The organism is Spirillospora sp. NPDC047279 (assembly GCF_040643285.1).
Taxonomy (GTDB): Bacteria; Actinomycetota; Actinomycetes; order Streptosporangiales; family Streptosporangiaceae; genus Spirillospora.
Map to the genome: position 1 here is coordinate 485319 of NZ_JBEYUA010000005.1, position 19296 is coordinate 504614.

6 protein-coding genes are annotated in these 19296 nt (G+C 75.0%); 3 read left to right on the forward strand and 3 right to left on the reverse strand.

From position 1 onward, the window contains the following. Positions 1-18 precede the first annotated feature (18 nt). The gene (locus ABZ810_RS15790) at positions 19-225 is read right to left on the reverse strand and encodes an MbtH family protein (protein WP_358403502.1); all 207 of its coding nucleotides are present in this window, start codon (positions 223-225) and stop codon (positions 19-21) included. After that, entirely contained in the window at positions 222-15596 is a 15375-nt protein-coding gene (locus tag ABZ810_RS15795) for an amino acid adenylation domain-containing protein (RefSeq protein ID WP_358403503.1), read from the reverse strand. The genes ABZ810_RS15790 and ABZ810_RS15795 overlap by 4 nt, the downstream gene beginning before the upstream one ends. A gap of 30 nt (positions 15597-15626) precedes the next feature. Between ABZ810_RS15795 and ABZ810_RS15800 the strand changes: the two genes are divergently transcribed. Next, entirely contained in the window at positions 15627-15821 is a 195-nt protein-coding gene (locus ABZ810_RS15800; protein WP_358403505.1) for a hypothetical protein, read from the forward strand. Here the strand turns inward: ABZ810_RS15800 and ABZ810_RS15805 are convergent. Next, complete coding sequence (locus ABZ810_RS15805; protein WP_358403507.1) at positions 15811-16857, reverse strand: iron-siderophore ABC transporter substrate-binding protein; 1047 nt, start codon at positions 16855-16857, stop codon at positions 15811-15813. The genes ABZ810_RS15800 and ABZ810_RS15805 overlap by 11 nt on opposite strands. 318 nt (positions 16858-17175) lie before the next feature. On the opposite strand from ABZ810_RS15805, the gene ABZ810_RS15810 reads away from it, so the two are divergent. Together ABZ810_RS15810 and ABZ810_RS15815 are read left to right on the forward strand one after the other, a co-directional pair. Continuing rightward, entirely contained in the window at positions 17176-18153 is a 978-nt protein-coding gene (locus tag ABZ810_RS15810) for an iron chelate uptake ABC transporter family permease subunit (RefSeq protein WP_358403508.1), read from the forward strand. 3 nt (positions 18154-18156) lie between these two features. Continuing rightward, entirely contained in the window at positions 18157-19257 is a 1101-nt protein-coding gene (locus ABZ810_RS15815) for an iron chelate uptake ABC transporter family permease subunit (protein WP_358403510.1), read from the forward strand. The last annotated feature ends 39 nt before the right edge of the window (positions 19258-19296 follow it).

Here is a 19296-nt window from a genome sequence, read left to right on the forward strand (position 1 = left end):
CTTCCGCGCGGGGGGCGGTCAGCCGTTCATGGCCTCGATCAGGGAGGTGGGGCGGAGGTCGGTCCAGTTGGCCTCGACGTAGGCGAGGCAGGCGTCCCGGGTGTCCTCGCCGAAGGTGACCGTCCAGCCGCTGGGGACGTCGGCGAACGTGGGCCACAGCGAGTGCTGGCCCTCGTCGTTCACCAGGACGTTGTAGCGGCCCTCGGGGTCTTCGAAGGGGTTCATGCGGTCTCCTCGGTCAGGATGGTGTGGAACTCGGCGGCCAGGCGCTCGATGGTGGCCCGGTCGAAGAGGGCGGTGTCGTACTCCAGGAGGCAGTCGACGGGGCCGTCTCCCGGGGGCTCGAAGAAGCTCACCGTGAAGTGGGCGTTCAGCGCGCCGGTGGGGACGCCCGCGAAGGAGCCGTCCATGCGGGCCTTCTCGTGGTGGACGAGCATGACCTGCGGGGCGGCGAGGCCGAGGGCCTTGGCCACCTGGTCGAAGGGGACGTCCTGGCGGTCCAGGGCGTCGAGGTTGGTCTCGCGGACGCGGGCCAGGAGTTCGCGGAACGTCGCGTCCGCGGTGTCGGTGCGCAGGATGACGGTGTTGAAGAAGCAGCCGACCAGGTCGGTGAGGCTCTCCTCGGTGCGGCCCGCGACGAACGAGGCGATGGGCAGGTCGGTGCCGGCTCCGTTGCGGGTGAGCAGGGTGGCCAGGGCCGCCTGGAGCACCATGAACATGCTGGTGCCGGTCCGCGCGGCCAGGGCGTCGACGGCCCGGTGGAGGCCGGGGTCGAAGACCAGGTGGACGAAGTCGCCGCGGGGCTCGCGGGCGGATGGGGCGTACGGGAGGGCCAGTTCGCGGGGCATGCCCGCGAGGGTGTCCCGCCAGTAGGCGAGCCGGTGGTCCAGGCCGGACGACCAGACGGTGTAGTCGGCGTACGAGACCGGGAGCGGCTCGAACTCGGGCGCCCGGCCGTCGCGGCGGGCGGCGTAGGCCGTGGCGAAGTCGTTCAGCAGCGGGACGACCGACCATTCGTCGACGCCGATGTAGTGCATGGCGAGGAGGAGCGCCTGGGCGCCGGAGGCGTCGGTGACCAGGCGGGCGCGCAGCGGCGGCCGGGTGAGGTCGGCGCGTTCGGCGGCGAGCGAGGTCAGGCCCTCGTCGAGGGCTGTCACGTGGACGTGTTCGAGGAACAGGCCCGCCGGTCGCTGCACCAGGCGGCCGTCGCGTTCGGTGATGACGGTGCGCAGCGGCTCGTGGCGTCCGGCCAGGTCGGCGAGCGCCGCCGCCGCGGCGGTGGCGTCCGGTGAACGCAGGGCGAAGGCCATGTCGTACGGGCCGCCCGCGCGGTGCCGGGTCCACTGCCACTCCTGCGGTGGGGCGGCGGGCAGGACGGCGGGACGTTCGGCGCGGGTCAGGCGCGGGCGGCCGGAGGCCGTGCCGAGACGTTCGGCCAGGTCCCGGACGGTGGGGGCGTCGAAGACGTCGCGCAGGGCCAGGTCGGCGTCCAGGACGGTGCGGACGCGGCCCAGCAGGCGCATCGCCGACATGGAGTGGCCGCCCAGCTCGAAGAAGTTGTCGTCGGCGCCGACCTCGGGCAGTTCGAGGATCTCGGCGAAGAGCGCGGCGAGGGCCTGCTGGCGGCCGGTGGCCGGCCGCGCGGTGCCGGTGCGCGCCGACCAGTCGGGCGCGGGCAGGGCGCGCCGGTCCAGCTTGCCGTTGGGGGTGAGGGGCAGCGGGCCGTCGAGCAGGACGATCGCGGCCGGGACCATGTAGTCGGGCACCAGGGACGCGACGTGGGCCCGGATCTCGCCCGGCTCGGCGGGGCCGGTGGTGACCGCGTAGCCGATCAGGCGGGCGTCGGCGCCGGTGCGGTCGGCCACGACGGCCGCCTGGGTGACGGCGGGATGCCGGGTCATGGCGCCGGCGATCTCGCCGGGCTCGATCCGGAACCCGCGGATCTTGACCTGGTCGTCGGCGCGGCCGAGGAAGTCGACGTTGCCGTCGGCGCGCCACCGGGCGCGGTCGCCGGTGCGGTACATCCGGGTGCCGGGCGGGCCGAACGGGCACGCCACGAAACGTTCGGACGACAGGCCGGGACGGCCGAGGTAGCCGCGGGCCAGGCCGCTGCCCGCCACGTACAGCTCGCCGACGACGCCGGGCGGCACGGGCCGCAGCCGGCCGTCCAGCACGTAGACGCGGGTGTTGGGGTCGGGGACGCCGATCGGCACCGCGCCGGTCCAGCCCTGCTCGGCGGCCCACAACGTGGAGTTGACCGTGGCCTCGGTCAGGCCGTAGGCGGCCAGGAGCCGCAGGTGCCCGGCCCAGCGGGCGATCACGTCCGGCGGGACGGTTTCGGTGCCGACCAGCACGGTCGCGCCCTCGGGCAGGACGCAGCCGGCCGGCAGCGCGGCGACCAGGGACGGCGGCAGGATCGCGTGCGTGACGCGCTGCTCGTTCATGAAGCCGGTCAGCTCGTGCCCCGGCACCCGTGCCTCGTCCGGGACGAGCACCAGCGAGCCGCCGTGGCACAGCGCCATCGACAGCTCGAAGACGGTGACGTCGAAGCCGATCGACGCGAACTGCAGCACCCGGCTGTCGGGCAGCAGCCCCATCCGGTCCACGGCGGTGGCGACGAGGCCGGCGATGCCCTCGTGCGGGACGACGACGCCCTTGGGGCGCCCGGTCGAGCCCGAGGTGTAGATGACGTACGCGGCCTGGTCGAGGGCGACCTCGCCGAACGGTTCGCCTGCCTCGATGCCGGCGAGCTCGGCGGCGACCGCGGGGGTGTCCAGCGACAGCACCTCCACGCCCGGAACCTCGGGCACCTTGCCGGCGACCTGCTCGGTGACGGCGACGACGGCGGCGCGGGCGTCGTCGAGCATGTAGGCGAGCCGGTCGGCGGGGTGGGCCAGGTCGAGCGGCAGGAACGCCGCGCCGAGCTTGGTCGCGGCCAGCATCACCGCGACCATCTCGACCGAACGCGGGACGGCGACGGCGACGATGCCCTCGGCGCGCACGCCGTGCCGGGCGAGCAGCGAGGCCATCCGGTCGGAGAGGGCGTCGAGCTCGGCGTAGGTGACCGAGCGCGGGCCGTCGACCACGGCGACGGCGTCCGGGCGCGCGGCGGCGTTCCGCCGGAACAGGCCGGGGAAGGTGAGCCCGTCCACGTCCCGGCCGGTGTCGTTGAAGCCGGTCAGCACCTGGTGGCGTTCGGCCTCGGTGAGGACGTCGACGTCGCCGACCGGCACGTCCGGGTCGGCGGCGACGGCGGCGACGAGCCGCGACAGCCGCTCCCCCAGCACCGCGACCGTCGAACGGTCGAAGATGTCGGAACGGAACTCCAGCACGCAGCCGATCCGGCCGCCGGCCGCGTCCTCGGCGAAGCTGAAGACCAGGTCGAACTTGGCGGTGCGCGCCTCCACGAACTGCGGCACCGCCGCCAGCCCGGGCAGCGTCACCCCGCCCCCGGCACCGTCCCCGGCACGGTTGCGGTAGCCGACCATGACCTGGAAGAGCGGGTTGCGGTCGGGCGAGCGGACCGGGTTGACCTCCTCGACGACCGCCTCGAACGGCACGTCCTGGTGGGAGAAGGCCGCCAGGTCGGTCTCGCGGACCCGGTCCACCAGTTCGGCGAACGTCGGGGCGCCCGACACGTCGGTCCGCAGGACGAGCGTGTTGACGAAGAAGCCGACCAGCTCGTCCAGCGCGCCGTCGGTGCGGCCGGAGATCGGCGCGCCGAGCGGCAGGTCGTCGCCGGCGCCGAGGCGGTGCAGCAGCGCCGCCACGGCGGCGTGGCACACCATGAACATGCTCGCGCCCGCGCGCTGGGCGATGCGCCGGAGCCCGGCCGCGGCGTCGCCGTCCAGCTCGATGGTCAGCTCGCCGCCCGACATGCTCGGCCGGGCCGGGTGCGGCCGGTCGGCCGGCAGTTCGAGCCGCTCGGGCGCGCCGCGCAGGGTCTCCCGCCAGTACGCGAGCTGCCGGGCGGCCAGGCTCCCGGCCTCGCCGCGGTCGCCGAGCAGCTCGCGCTGCCACAGCGTGTAGTCCACGTACTGGACGGGCAGCGGCTCCCATTCCGGCGCCCGCCCGGCCGCGCGCGCCTCGTACGCCGCCGACAGGTCGCGCAGGAACGGCCCGTCGGACCATTCGTCGGTGGTGATGTGGTGCAGCAGCAGCGCGACGACCCACTCGCCGCCGGGCAGCCGGACGACGGTGGCGCGCAGCGGCAGCTCGGCGGACAGGTCGAAGGGGCGGCCCAGCACGGTCGCCAGCACGGCGTCCACCTGCGCCTCGGTCGCCTCCAGTTCGGCGAACTCCGGCCGCGCCCCGGCGGCGGGCACCACGCGCTGGAACGGGCGTCCCTCACGTTCGGCGATCAGCGTGCGCAGCGCCTCGTGCCGCGCCATGACGTCGGTGAGCGCCGCGCGCAGCGCCGCGGTGTCGAGGACGCCGCGCAGCCGCATGACCAGCGGGAAGTTGTACGCGGCGGACGGGCCTTCGAGCTGTCCGATCACCCACAGGCGTTGCTGCGCGAACGCCAGCGGCGGCTCGTCCGGCCGTACGGCGGCCACGGCCAGCTCAGGACGGCGGACGCCGGCCTCGCCCGCCGCGGCCCGTGCGGCCAGCTCGGCGACCGTCGGCGCCTCGAAGAGGTCACGGATCGCCAGGTCGGCGTCCAGGACCGTCCGGGCCCTGCTGACCAGCCGGGTCGCCAGCAGCGAGTGCCCGCCGAGGTCGAAGAAGTCGTCGTCGATCCCGACCCGCCCGACGCCGAGCAGCTCCTGGAAGATCTCGCACAGTGCGCGCTCCCGCGGCGTGCGCGGCGGGCGTCCGCCGGCGGCGGCGCCGGCCTCGGGCCTGGGCAGCGCCCGCACGTCCAGCTTGCCGTTCACGGTGATCGGCAGGCGGTCCACGACCATCAGCGCGGCCGGGACCATGTAGCCGGGCAGCCGCGCCTTCAACGCCTCGCGCAGCGTGGTGACGAGCGCGTCCGGGTCGCCGCCCGGCGTCTCCGGGACGACGTAGCCGACGAGCCGCTTGACGCCGCCCGGCCCGGAGGCGTCGGCGATGACGGCGGCGTGGGCGGCGAGCGGATGGTCCTCCAGGGCGGCGCCGATCTCGCCGAGCTCGACCCGGTAGCCGCGGATCTTCACCTGGTCGTCGGTCCGGCCCAGGAAGTCCAGGTTTCCGTCGGGGCGGCGGCGTACCAGGTCGCCCGTCCGGTACATGCGGGCGCCGGGCTCGGCGGCGAACGGGTCGGCGACGAAGCTCGCGGCCGTCAGCCCCGCGCGCCGGTGGTAGCCGCGGGCCAGCCCGACCCCGGCGATGTAGAGCTCGCCCGGGGTGCCCGGCGGCACCGGGCGCAGCGCCGCGTCCAGGACGTAGGCGCGGGTGTTCCAGATCGGCCGGCCGACGGTGGACGTCGCGCTGTCGCCGGTGGACGCGCCGAGCGTGTTGATCGTGTACTCGGTCGGCCCGTACAGGTTGTAGCCGAACGTCCCGGGCGTGTCCCGCAGCGCGGTCCACACGGTCTCCGAGACCGCCTCGCCGCCGAGCAGCACCAGCGGCGGCCGGTGCCCGTCGAGCAGCCCCTCGTCGATGAGGTGGTGGGCGTATGTGGGCGTCACGTTGACGACGTCGATGAGCTCGCGGTCGCAGTAGGCCACCAGGGCCTCGGCGTCGCGCCGCAGGTTCTCGTCGGAGATGTGCACCTCGTGGCCCTCGACGAGCCACAGCAGCTCCTCCCAGGACATGTCGAACGAGAACGACACGGTGTGCGCGATCCGCAGCCGCCGCCCGCCCGCGGACGCGATCGTCGGGTCGAAGATGGCCTCGCGGTGGTTGAACTGCATGTTCGTCAGGCCCCGGTAGGGGGTGACGACGCCCTTCGGCCGGCCGGTCGACCCCGAGGTGTAGATCACGTACGCGGGGTGTTCCCAGCGGTGCGGCAGGCCCGGCGCGAACGCGGGCCGCTCGGCGTCTTCGAGGGGCCCTCCGGGCAGCCCGTCCAGCTCGGCCATGATCGCGGCGTCGTCGAGGAGGATGCGCTCGATCCCGGCGCCGGGCGGCGTCCCTGGCAGGGCGCCGGGAAGCGTGGCGGCCACGGCGGCCGTCGTCAGCACGCACGCCGGCGCGGTGTCGTCCAGCATGAACGCGATCCGCTCCGCCGGGTACTCCAGGTCCAGCGGCAGGTACGCCGCGCCCGTCTGGAGCACCGCGAAGAGCGCGACCACCATGTCGACCGTGCGCGGCAGCGCCAGCGCCACCACCCGTTCGGGCGCGGCGCCGCGCGCGAGCAGCAGCCGGGCCATGCGGTTGACGCGCGCGTCCAGCTCCGCGTAGGTCAGCCGTTCCGCGCCGAACACCAGCGCGATCTCGCCGGGCGACCGCGACGCGCGCTCCGACAGCAGCTCGGCGACGGTCTGCGCCGGCACCGGCCGCACGGCGGCGTCCCACTCCTCCGCGAGCACGGACCGTTCGCCGGGGAGCAGCAGGTCCATCCCGCCGACCAGGTCTTCCGGGCCGTCCGCGCCGAGGTGGGTGCCGGGGGCGCCGGCGAGCGCGTCGAGCACGCGGGTGAAGCGCTCCATCAGCGCACCGGCCTCGTCCGGGCCGAACGCGTCGGGCCGGTACGACAACGTCACGCGCAGCCCCGCGCCCTGCGTGATGATGAGCGTCAGCGGATAGTGCGTGGCGTCGGCGTTGACGACGTCCACGATGCCGTTGCTCCGGGTGAACTCCAGCATGCGGTCTTCGCCGTCGGCGTCGCGCAGCACGAAGAGCGTGTCGAACAGCCGCCGGTGCCCGGCCTCGCGTTGCAGGTCGCCCAGGCCGACGTGCTCGTACGGCATCAGCGCGACCCGCTCGTCCTGGACGCGGCGCAGCAGGCCGCGCACCGGCTCGGCCGGGTCGAGGGTGATCCGCACGGGCACCGTGTTGAGGAACATCCCGATGGTGTTCTCCACCTCGGGCACCGCCACCGGGCGCCCGGCCACGGCCGCGCCGAAGACCACGTCGCCGCGGCCGGTCAGGGCCGACAGGACCAGGCCCCAGGCGGTGTTGAGGACGGTGTTCAGCGTCAGCCCGCGCTCGCGGGCGGTGGCGCGCAGCCGGCCGGTGAGCGCGGCGGGCAGGTCGACGTCGAGGTTGCGCGGGATGACGGGGTGCAGGCCGTCGTCGGCGGGCCGGACCAGGGTCGGCTCGTCGAGTCCGGAGAGCGCGTCCCGCCAGGCGTTCAGCGCGGTCGCGGAGCCCTGCCCGGCCAGCCACGCCAGGTAGTCGCGGTAGGTGCCGGGCCTCGACATCCCCGCCTCGTCACCGGCCTGCGCGTACAGCGTGAACAGCTGGTCCAGGAAGAGCCACGCCGACCAGCCGTCCCAGAGGATCAGGTGGTGGCTGAGCACCAGCCGGTCGCGGCCGCCGCCGAGCCGGATGAGCAGCAGCCGCATCGCGGGCGGCGCCGCCAGGTCGAACCGTTCGGTACGGCCGGCGGCCAGCAGCTCCGCGACCCGGGTCTCCTGCTCGTCCGCCGGGAGCCCGGTCAGGTCGATCTCGCGCAGCGGCGGCGGCACGTCGGTCCCGATGAACTGCACCGGCCGCGGCAGCCCGTCCCCGGTGAAGCCCGCGCGCAGGCTCGGGTTGCGCCGCAGCAGCGCCACGAGGGCCGCGCGCAGCCGGTCCGCGTCGACGCGTTCGGCGAACGTGAAGACGTCCTGCGAGGTGTAGACGTCGATGGCGTCGGTGTCGAAGGTGGCGTGGAAGTAGATGCCCTCCTGGAGCGGCGACAGCGGCCACACGTCCTCGACCGGCACCGGGCTCAGCGCGCGCACGTGCGCGCGCTCCTCGTCGGTCAGCTCGATCAGCTCCGCCGCGGCCGAGCCGTCCCCGGCACCGTCCCCGGCACCGGCGGGGTCCGTGGTCACGGCGAGGGCCAGGGCGGCGGGTGTGCGGTGGGCGAAGACGTCGCGCGGGCTGATCGGCAGCCCGGCCTTGCGAGCACGGCCGGAGACGGTGATCGAGTTGATGCTGTCGCCGCCGAGGACGAAGAAGTCGTCGTCCACCCCGACGCCGGTGCCGAGCACCGCGCCGAAGATCTCGCAGAGCAGCCGTTCCCGCTCGTTCGCCGCGGCCCGCACCTCGCGCGGCGCGGCCTCCGGCTCGGGGAGGGCGTCGCGGTCGACCTTGCCGTTCGGCGTGAGGGGCAGCGCGTCCAGCACCACGACCGCGGTCGGCACCATCGGCGCGGGCAGTTCCGCGGCCAGCGCCGCGCGCAGCTCCGCCGCGTCCGGGTCCGCGCCGGCCGCGGCCACGGCGTAGCCGACCAGGCGTGCGCCCGCGCCGGTGCCCCGGATGACGGCCACGGCGCCCGCGACGCCGTCCGCGCGGGCGAGGCGCGCCTCGACCTCGCCCAGCTCGACGCGGTTGCCGCGCAGTTTGACCTGGTGGTCGGTGCGCCCGACGTAGTCCAGCAGGCCGTCGGCCCGCCGCCGCACGAGGTCGCCCGTCCGGTACATGCGCTCGCCGGGCGGCCCGTACGGGTCGGCGACGAAACGGCCGGCGGTCAGCCCGGCCCGCGCGTGGTAGCCGAGCGCGAGCTGGTCGCCCGCGATGTAGAGCTCGCCGGGGACGCCCTCGGGGACGTGCCGCAGGCAGGTGTCCAGGACGTACAGCCGGGTGTTCCAGACCGGCCCGCCGATCGGGACGCCGTCACCGTCCGGGGGCACCGAGCCGTCGCCCCAGGTGACCTGGACGGTCGCCTCGGTCGGGCCGTAGCAGTTGTGCAGGGGCGTCCCGGTCAGCTCCAGCCAGCGCCGCGCCGTGCCGGCGCCCAGCGACTCGCCGCCGACGAACGCCCTGCGCAGGCTCGCCGCCCAGGAGCCGTCCGCGAGCTCCTCGGTGGCCAGCACGGCCTGGAGCATCGACGGGACGTTGTCGAGCAGCGTGACGCGCCGCCGCTGGACGAGCCCGGCCAGGTGGAGCGGGTCGAAGTGGCCGCCGGGTTCGGCGAGTACGACGGCGCCGCCTCCGTACAGCGGCCAGAACAGCTGCCAGACCGACACGTCGAAGCTCGCCGACGCCTGCTGCAGCATGCGGTCGCCGGAGTCCATGCCGAACGTGCGCCGCGCCCACTCCAGGTGCCCGACGATGGCGCGGTGGGACACCACGACGCCCTTGGGACGTCCGGTCGAGCCCGAGGTGTAGATGAGGTACGCGGGGTCGCCCGGCCGCGCCGGAGTCGGAGCCGCCTCGGCGCCGATGTCCCCCGCGCCGTCCAACGCACCGTCCCCAGCACCGTCCCCAGCACCGTCCCCAGCGCCGTCCCCAGCACCGTCCCCAGCGCCGACGATGACCCGCTCGACGCCGTCGAAGGCGGGGCCGCCGGCCGTGGTGACCACGGTCCGCGCCCCGGAGTCGGCGACCATGAACGCCAGCCGGTCGGCCGGGTAGCCGACGTCCAGCGGCAGGTACGCGGCGCCGGACTTCAGCACGCCCAGCAGCGCGACCACCAGCTCGGCCGAACGCGGGACCGCGACCCCGACGAACGTGCCCGGCCCGGCGCCCCCGGCGGCCAGGCGCCGCGCGAGCCGCCCGGCCCGCCGGTCCAGCTCCGCGTAGGTGACCTCCTCGTCGCCGAAGATGACGGCGGTCGCGTCCGGCGTGCGGGCCGCCTGCGCCGCGATCGACGACGCGAGCGTCTCCGCCGGGATCTCGTGCGCCTCCCCCACCGACATCGCGGCGGCACGTTCGTCCGCCGGCAGCAGGTCGAGGCGGCCCAGCGGCGTCCCGGCGCCGGCGGCGACCGCCTCCAGCAACCGGACGAGCCCGTCCGACAGGCGCTCGACGGTGTCCTGCCCGAACCGCGCCAGGTCGTGTTCGAGCCGCAGTTCCAGCCGGTCCCCCGGCACGACGGTCAGCGACAGCGGGTAGTGCGAGGCGTCGCGGACGTCCACGCCCGAGATCGTGAACGCGGCGCCCGGGACGGCCAGGGCGTCGCCCAGGGGGTAGTTCTCGACCGCGACGAGCGTGTCGAAGAGCCCGCGCGTCCCGGCGTCCGCGAACCCTGCCAGCCGCTGGATCTCCGCCAGCCCGAGGTGCTGGTGGTCGAGCAACTCGGCCTGCCGGTCCTGCAGCCGGGTGAAGAGCGCCGCGAACGGCTCGTCGGGCCGCCACGTCACCCGTACCGGCAGGGTGTTCACCAGCAGCCCGACCATCGACTCGACGCCGTCGACCTCGGCCTCGCGGCCGGACACCGTCGAGCCGAAGACCACGTCCCGCAGCCCGGTCAGGCGGCCCAGCAGGAGGCCCCACGTGCCCTGGACGACCGTGCTCAGCGTCAGCCCGCGCGAACGCGCCCAGGCGACGAGCTCGCGCGAGACGGCGCCGTCCAGCTGGGTGCGCACCTGCCCCATCGGGCCCGGCGCGCCCCCGCCCGCGGCGGCGGCGCCGGCCGCGCCGGCCAGGAGCGTGGGCTCGTCCAGCCCGGCCAGCGCCTCGCGCCAGGCGGCCCGCGCCGCCTCCTTGTCGCGGCCCGCCAGCCAGGAGAAGTACTCACGGAACGACGCCGGCCCGGCCCGCCGCACACCCGCGCCCGTCCCGCTGACCGTGCCCGTACCGCTGACCGCGCCCGTCCCGCTGCCCGCGCCCGTACCGGCGGCCGCGTCCGCGCCCGCCGCGAGCTCGCGCAGCATGATCGGCACCGACCAGCCGTCCGACGTCAGGTGGTGCAGCGTGAGCACGAGCGTGCGGCGTCCGCCGGCGCCGCGCACGTACGCGGCGCGCAGCAGCGGCGGCGCGGCCGGGTCGAAACGGTCCGCGAACTCCTGCGCCGCCACCTCCTCGGCGTCCGCGCCGTGCACCTCGCGCCACGGCACGGAGGCCGCCGCCGGGACGAACTGCACGACCCGCCCGTCCGCCCGCTGCAGGAACCCGGCGCGCAGCGGCGCGTGCCGGTCGAGCAGCGCCTGCACCGAGCGGCGCAGCGCGTCCGGGTCGACGTCGCCGCTCAGCTCGATGACCTGCTGGACGGTGTAGACGTCGTCGGCGTCCTCGTCGTAGAGCGCGTGGAAGAGCAGGCCCTCCTGCAGCGCCGTCACCGGCAGGACGTCCGATAGTTCCCCGAACGACGCCTCCAGCTCGTCGATCTCCTCCTGCGCGATCGCCGCGAGCGGGAAGTCCGACGGCGTGTGGCCGCCGGCGCCGAGGCAGCGCAGGTGCGCGACGAGGCCGCGCAGCGCCTCCAGCCAGGCCCCGGCCAGGTCGGCCACGTCGGCGAACGCCAGCACGCCGTCGGGCCACGACCAGGTCGCGCTCAGTTCGGGCCCGGTCGCCGCCACGTCCCGGACGAGCACGTTGATCTCCAGCGGATGCGCCAGCGGCATGCGCGGGTCACGTCCCGCGGCCAGCGGCTCGCTCCCGCTCTCACCCTCGGCGTCACCGGAACGTTCCGCCCGGAAGCGGCCGAGGTAGTTGAAGAGCACCTGCGCGGCGGCGGCCTCGCCCGCGTAGCCGAGCCCGGCGCCCGCCGGCACCGCCCGCGCCTGCTCCTTGACCCGCTTGAACGCGCGCCCGACGGCCGCGCCGCCCGCCGCGAAGTCGGCCCGGTCGACGTCGCCCGCCGCGAGCCGCACCGGGCGCAGGGTGGTGAACCAGCCGACCGTCCGCGCGAGGTCGGCGTCACCGGCCACCTCGTCCTGCTCGCGGCCGTGGCCCTCCAGGTGGACGAGCAGCTCGGAGTGCTCGGCGCGCCATCCGGACACGGCGACCGCGAGCGCGGTGAGCAGGACGTCGTCGACCGTGCCGTGGTAGGCGGCGGGCACGCCGGTGAGCAGCGACGCGGTCACGTCGCCGGGCAGCGACACCGTCAGCGACCGTTCGTTCGCCGCGACGTCGCGTTCCCGGTCCAGCGGCCGGTCGCCGAACACCGCGACCGGCTCGCCGGTCACCTCACGCCAGGCGCCCGCGCCGGACGTGCGCTCGTGGGCGGCGAGCAGCCGCGACCACGCGCCGAACGAGGTGACGACCGGCTCCAGCTCCTCCCCCGCCAGCGCCCGCTCGATGTCGGAGACCAGGATCCGCCACGAGACGCCGTCGACCACCAGGTGGTGCCCGGCCAGCAGCAGCCGCCCCTCGCCGGCGGACCACACGGCCCGGAGCATCGTCCCCGCCTCCGGGTCGAGCCGCGCCACGGCCCGTTCCCGATGCGCGGCGAGAAGGCCCGTCGGCGCCCGCTCGATCAGGTCGGCGGCCCGGACCGACCCGGGCGGCGGAACGTGCAGGGTCCAGTCGGACGGGTCGAGCCGTGCGCGCAACATGCCGTGGTGGTCGAGGACGGCCTGCAGCGCGGCGGCGAGGTCCTCGGCGTCCAGGTCCGCGGGAACGTCCAGGACGACCGACTGGTAGAACGCGTCGATCTCCCCGCCCTGGGCGCGCAGCCAGCGGATGATCGGGGTCGGTTCGACGACCCCGGCGCCCGGGTCGTGCGGGCGTCCGGTGACGGCGTCCCCCGCCTCGGCCGCCTCGTCCGCGGCCGCCGCGAGCGCGGCGACGGTCCGGCGCCGGAACACGTCGCGCGGGGTGATGGCGAGGCCGGCCCGGCGGGCTCGGTTGACCAGCTGGATGGCGACGATGCTGTCGCCGCCCAGCTCGAAGAAGGAGTCGTGGATCCCCGCCGCGGGCAGGCCGAGCACCTCGGCGAACAACCCGGCGAGGACGTGCTCCGCGGGCGTGGCCGGCGGCGCGTCCCCGGCGGTGGCCGTCCACTCCGGCTCGGGCAGCGCGTCCTTGTCGAGCTTGCCGTTCGGCGTGAGCGGCAGCGCCCCGTCCAGCACCACGATCGTGCCGGGCACCATGTAGTCGGGCAGGCTCCCGGCCGCGAACGCGCGCACCTCGACCACGTCCGGCCGGGCGGCGGCGCCGGTCACGTACGCGACCAGGCGCTTGACGCCGCGGTGGTCCTCGCGCGCCACGACGGCGGCCTGCGCGACCGACGCGTGCGCCATCAGGGCGCTCTCGATCTCGCCCGGCTCGATCCGGAACCCGCGGATCTTGATCTGGCCGTCGCCGCGCCCCAGGAAGTCGATGTCGCCGGAGGCGCGCCAGCGGACCCGGTCGCCCGTCCGGTACATGCGGTCGCCGGGCGCGCCGAACGGGTCGGCGACGAACCGTTCGGCGGTCAGGCCCGGCCGCCCCAGGTAGCCGCGCGCCAGTCCGCGGCCCGCGACGTACAGCTCACCGGGGACGCCGGGCGGAACGGGCCGCAGCGCCGGGTCGAGGATGTAGCAGCGGGTGCCGGGGTCGGGGACGCCGATCGGCACCGGGCCCTCGGCGGCCGGATCGGCGAGCCACAACGTGGAGTTGACGCTCGCCTCGGTCAGCCCGTACGCGACGACGACGCGCATGCGGTCGCTCCACCGCGCGATGAGCTCGGCGGGCACCGCCTCGGTGCCGACGACCAGCACGCCGCCCGCGGGCAGCTCGCATCCGGCCGGCAGCGCCGCCACCAGCGACGGCGGCAGGATCATGTGGGTGGCGCGGTGCTCGGCCAGGTAGGAGGTGAGCTCCTCGCCCGCGACGCGCCGCTCCGCCGGGACGACGATCGCGGTGCCGCCGGCGCACAGCGACATCACCAGATCCCAGACCGCCACGTCGAAGCCGATCGACGCGAACTGCACGACGCGGCTGCCGGGCACCACGCCCAGCCGGTCGGCGGCGGTCGCGATGAGGCTGCCGATGCCGTCGTGCGGGACGACGACGCCCTTGGGCCTTCCGGTCGAGCCGGAGGTGTAGATGACGTACGCGGCACGGCCGAGGCCGCCGGGCGGCTCGGGCAGGTCGGCGCCGTCCAGGCCCGCCAGCTCGGCGGCGACCGCCGGGTCGTCGAGCAGCACGTGCGGGATCGCCGGCAGGTCGCCGGCCGCGGCGGCGACCGAGACGACGGCGCGGGCGCCGGAGTCCTCGACCATGTAGGCGACGCGGTCGGCGGGGTGGTCCAGGTCGAGCGGGAGGTAGGCGGCGCCCGCCTTCATCACGCCGAACAGCGCCGCCACCATGTCGGCCGAACGCGGCACGGCGACCGCGACGATGTCCTCGGCGGACACGCCGCGGGCGCGCAGCAGCCGGGCGACGCGGTTGGACCGCTCGTTCAGCTCGGCGTAGGTGAGGCGCTCGTCCTCGCAGATCACCGCGAGGTCGCCGGGGGCCTCGGCCGCCCGGCGCTCGAACGCGGCGGTCCACGACAGTTCCCGAACGGGCGGCAGCGTGCCGCCGAACTGCGCCAGCACCTGCCAGCGCTCGTGCGAGGTCGTGAGGTCGAGGGCGCCGAGGGGCCGGTCCGGGTGGGCGGCCATCGCGTCCAGCGTCGCCAGCAGCCGGCGCTCGTGCTCGGCCAGCCGCGGGGGCGTGCAGACGTCGGCGTCGGCGTCCAGGTCGACGCGGACGCCCTGCCCGGCGGGCCGGTCGTACATCACCACCGACAGGTCGGCGACCGGGCCGAGCGAGTGGTAGTGGACCTTCACCGGGAGGTCGCCGAAGAGGATGCCCTCGTGGAACGGCATCACGTTGACGCCGGGGCCGGTCAGGTCGCGCAGCCCGCCGGTCCGGCCCAGCTCCCGGGCGAGGTCCTCGCCGCGGTACCGGCTGTGCGCGGCGTTGTCGCGGATGCCCTGGGCCACGTCCCGGACGAGCTCGGCCGCGGTCATGCCGGGCCGCACCGTCAGGCGCAGCGGCAGCACGTTCGACTGCAGGCCGGGCGAGTTCTTCAGCTCCGGATCCAGCCGGGCGGTGACGGGCAGGCCCAGCACCACGTCCTGGGCGCCGGTGGTGCGGTGCAGGTAGGCGGCCGTCGCGGCGATGAGCAGCCGCGACAGGCGGGTGCCGAGGGCGGCGGCGGCCGACCGCGCGCGGTCGGTGCGCCCGGCGGACAACTCCACGGTGCGCCGCTCGGTCCGGCGGGCCTGGACCGGCGCGACCTCGACCAGCCGGGCCGGCTCCTCGGGCAGCCCGGCGAGCCGGTCGCGCCAGTACGCGTGGTCGGCGGCGTGCTCGCCGGAACGCCGGTAGCGCTCGTCGCCCTCGACGAGCCCCGCCAGCGACCAGCCGTGCGGCGCCGCGTCCGGGGCGCCGTACAGCTCGGCGACCCGCAGGATGAGCATGAGCACGCCCATGCCGTCGACGAGCAGATGGTGGTAACGCTGGTACCACCAGATCCGCCCGTCGCCGAGCAGGATGAGCGCGTGCGAGAACAGCGGGCCCTCGCTGAGGTCGGCGGCCCGCGCCAGGTCCGCGCCGATCCAGGCGCGGGCCGCCGACTCGGGATCGGGCTCGGGAGCCAGATCCAGCATGTGGGGCGACCACTCACCGCGGGGCGGCCGGGCGATCTGCACCGGCCGGCCGTCCCGTTCACCGAACACCACGTGCAGGTTGCCGGCCTCGCCGACCGTCCGGGCGACCGCCGCGGCCAGCCGGCCGGCGTCCGCGCCCGCGGGCAGTTCGACGTGACAGCCGATCGTGTAGGCCGGGCTGTCCGGTTCGATCTGCTGCGCCAGCCAGATCCCGGTCTGTGCCCCGGTCAGCGCCAGCTCGGTCTCGGGCAGCTCGAAACCGCCACCGGACATCGTCCCCCAGCCTTCCCGCACGTCGCCGCAGTGAGCGTGCTTCTCGGTGTCATCGGCGTGCTCGGTGTCATCGGCGTGCTCGGTGTCATCGGCGTGCTCGGTGTCATCGGCGTGCTCGGTGTCATCGGCGAACTCGGTGTCATCGGCGAACTCGGTGACGCCGTCGTGCTCGGTGCCGTCGGCGTCGCCGTCGTTCGGTGCGGCCGCCGATCGGCTACTTCTTGATCAGCGGGACCGTCTGCTCGATCGCGTAGGGGATGCTGAGGACCGTGTTGAACGACAGGGCCGCGCCGATCGGCGGGTCCTGGTAGGTCAGGAACAGGTCGCGGCCCTCCTTGGCCACCTTGAGCTCCTTGTAGACCTTGTCGCCCTTGATGCGCCCGTGCGGCTCCTTGCCGGTGGTCAGCCACACCAGGCGGTCGACCTCCAGGACGTTCAGCCCCTCGGAGCCGAACTCCATGACGTTGGACTTGCCGGCCTTCTTGGTGATCTCCTCGGGCACGGTGAAGCCGAGGTCGGCCAGGAACGCCGACTTGGGGTCGCCCTTCTGGAACGCGGAGTACTTGCCGGCCTCGAAGCTGTCGGCGGCGACGGCGGTCTTGCCCGCCCACTGCGGGTTGTCCTTGCGGACCTGCGCGAACTTGGCGTCGATGCCGGCGATGAGGTCCTTGGCCTTCTGCTCGGACGCGAGCGCGCGGCCGGCCAGGAGGGTGTACTCCTTCCACGGCGCGGCGTAGGGGTCGTAGCCCTTCGGCTGCGCGACCACGGGCGCGATCTTCGAGAGCTGGTCGTAGTTCTGCTTCTGGACGCCCGAGTACATGGCGAAGATGAGGTCGGGCTTGAGGGCGAGCAGCTTCTCCATCTTGACGCCGTCCTCGCGCAGGCCGAGCACGGTCGGCTCGGTGCCGCCCCACGCGCTCTTGGCCCACGGCCAGTCGGAGAACGGCTTGCGCTCGAACCAGTCCGTCACGCCGACCGGCTTGTAGCCCAGGGCCAGCACCGGCTCGTGGTCGCTGAGGCCGATGGTGACGATGCGCTCGGGCTTCTTGGGGATCGTCGTGCTGCCGAACGTGTGCTCGACGGTGACGGGGAAGGACGCCCCGGTGGCCGCGGCGCTCGGCGAGGCGGCGCCGCCCGCCTTGTCATCGGAGTCCGAACCGCACGCGGCGGTGAGGGACAGACCGAGCGTGAGCGCGGCGACGGCGGTCAGCGTGCGCCGGACGCGCCGGATGCCCGCGAAGGGCTTGGGGGGTTGGGACATCGTTTCCTCTTCGGACTCGGGTCGAACGCCGGACGGACGACCGGGGCCACCGCCGGAACACATCCCCGAGGGGGGAGAAACCGCGCAGGGCGGGACACACCGGCGAACTGGATACTAAGGTAAGCCTTACCTACGTTCAATCCCCGCCGGGGGTTGCACGGCCACGGCCCCTGAGGTATGCCTTGCCATACCCAGCCAGATCGGATCTTTGTGACACGTCAGAGCACGGCATCCGCACGAAACGTGCGGAAGGCTCCACCGCCTGCCGACGCACCACCGCAGGCAGGACGTTCGCTCAGACGCCCGCTCCTGATCGTCGTGGCCGCCGTCGCGCTCGTGCTGCTGTGCCTGGCCTCGCTCGCCATCGGCAGCCGGTCCATCCCGCTCGACGTCGTCGTCCGCGCGCTGGCCGACCCGGGCCACCCGGCCGTCGACGCCGAGACCGAGGCGATCGTGCGGAGCACCCGGATGTTGCGCACGATCGCCGCCGTGCTCGCCGGGCTGGCGCTCGGCCTGGCCGGCGCCGTCATGCAGGGGCTGACCCGCAACCCGCTCGCCGACCCCGGCCTGCTGGGCGTCAGCGCGGGCGCCGCGTTCGGCATCGTCACCGCCGCCGGCGTGTTCGGGGTCACCGCGCTGATGACCTCGATCTGGTTCGCGTTCGCCGGCGCGTTCGCCGCCACCGTCGTGGTGTACCTGCTCGGCAGCCGCGGCCGCGGCGGCGCCTCACCGGTGAAGCTGGCCCTCGCCGGCATCGCCGTCACCTACCTGCTCGACTCGCTGACCAGCGGCATCGCGCTCACCGACCCCGAGGCGCTGGACCGGTACCGGTACTGGTCGTCGGGGTCGCTGACCGGGCACGACGCCGGCACGCTGCTGCGCGTCGCGCCGTTCCTGGCGGCCGGCGCGCTGCTCGCGCTCAGCATCGCGACCGCGCTCAACAGCATCGCCCTCGGCGACGACGTCGCGGTGGCGCTCGGCCGGCGGCTCGGCCTGGTGCGCCTGCGCGCCGCGCTCGCCGTCACGCTGCTGACCGGCGCCATCACCGCGGTCGTCGGGCCGATCGTGTTCGTCGGCCTCGTCGTCCCGCACGCAGTGCGGATGATCACAGGACCGGACCACCGCTGGCTGCTGCCCGGCTCGATGCTCGTCGCACCGTGCCTGCTGCTGGCCGCCGACATCATCGGGCGCGTCGTCGCCCGCCCGCAGGAGATCGATGTGAGCCTGGTCGCGGCGTTCCTCGGGGCGCCCTTCTTCATCGCGCTGGTCCGCCGCCGCCGGCTCGCGGAGCTGTAGGCCATGCCCCGCGTGTCCTCCACGCCCTCCGTGCCCGGCGTCCACGTAGCCCGCTCCCCGGGCCGCGCCTGGTTCCGCGTCTCGAGGCCGCCGGTCTCGGGGATGGTGCGGCCCCGCCTGGTCCTGGTCTGGCTGGTGCTCGCCGCCGCCGCGTTCGGCGCGTTCTGCGTGACGATCGCGTTCGGCAGCGGCGACTTCCCCGTCCCGCCGGCCGACGTGGTGCCCGCCTTGTGGGGCAGCGGCGACTTCGCGACGTTGTTCGCGGTGCGCGAGCTGCGGCTGCCGCGCGCCATGGTCGCGCTGCTGTGCGGGCTGGCGTTCGGCGCCGCGGGCGCGATCTTCCAGTCGGTCACCCGCAACCCGCTGGCCAGCCCGGACATGCTCGGCATCACGCAGGGCGCGGGCGCCGCGGTCGCGGCCGGCCTGGTGCTCGGCGTCGGCGGCGGGCTCAGCACCCAGTCGCTCGGGCTCATCGGCGCCCTCGCCGCCGGGCTGGCGATGTACCTGCTGGCGTGGAACCGCGGCACCACCGGCTACCGCATCGTGCTGGTCGGCATCGGCATCAGCTGGATGTGCACGAGCCTGACCGCCTACCTGGTCAGCCGCACCGAGACGTACCAGGCGCAGAAGATCCTCGGCTGGATCGTCGGCAACCTCAACGACCGCGGCTGGCCGCAGGCGCGGCCGCTCGCGCTGGCGCTGCTGGTGCTGCTGCCCGCCGTCCTCCTGCTCGGCCGGCTCCAGCGCACGCTGCTGCTCGGCGACGAGGTCGCCGGCGGGCTCGGCACCCCGGTCCAGCGCACCCGCCTGGCACTGCTGCTGTGCGGCTCGGCGCTGGCCGCGTTCGCCACGGCCGCGGCCGGGCCCGTCCTGTTCGTCGCGCTGGCCGCGCCGCAGATCGCGCAGCGGCTGGCCCGTACCCCGGCGCCGCCGGTGACCGCCGCGGCGCTCACCGGCGCGGCGATCGTGCTGGTGAGCGATCTCATCAGCCAGCGGCTTCTGTCCGACATGGTGCTGCCGGTCGGCGTCGTGACCGGCGTCCTCGGCGCACCGTTCCTGCTGTGGCAACTCGCCCGCACCAACCGCGCGGGCTCTGGAGGATGACCCCGTGACGTTCATCAAGTCGCTGTCGCGCACGGCCGC

Excerpts from the sequence above, each read along its gene's own strand:
- ABZ810_RS15790 (WP_358403502.1), bottom strand. The coding sequence starts at position 225 with ATGAACCCCTTCGAAGACCCCGAGGGCCGCTACAACGTCCTGGTGAAC.
- ABZ810_RS15795 (WP_358403503.1), bottom strand. The coding sequence starts at position 15,596 with ATGTCCGGTGGCGGTTTCGAGCTGCCCGAGACCGAGCTGGCGCTGACC.
- ABZ810_RS15805 (WP_358403507.1), bottom strand. The coding sequence starts at position 16,857 with ATGTCCCAACCCCCCAAGCCCTTCGCGGGCATCCGGCGCGTCCGGCGC.
- ABZ810_RS15815 (WP_358403510.1), top strand. The coding sequence starts at position 18,157 with ATGCCCCGCGTGTCCTCCACGCCCTCCGTGCCCGGCGTCCACGTAGCC.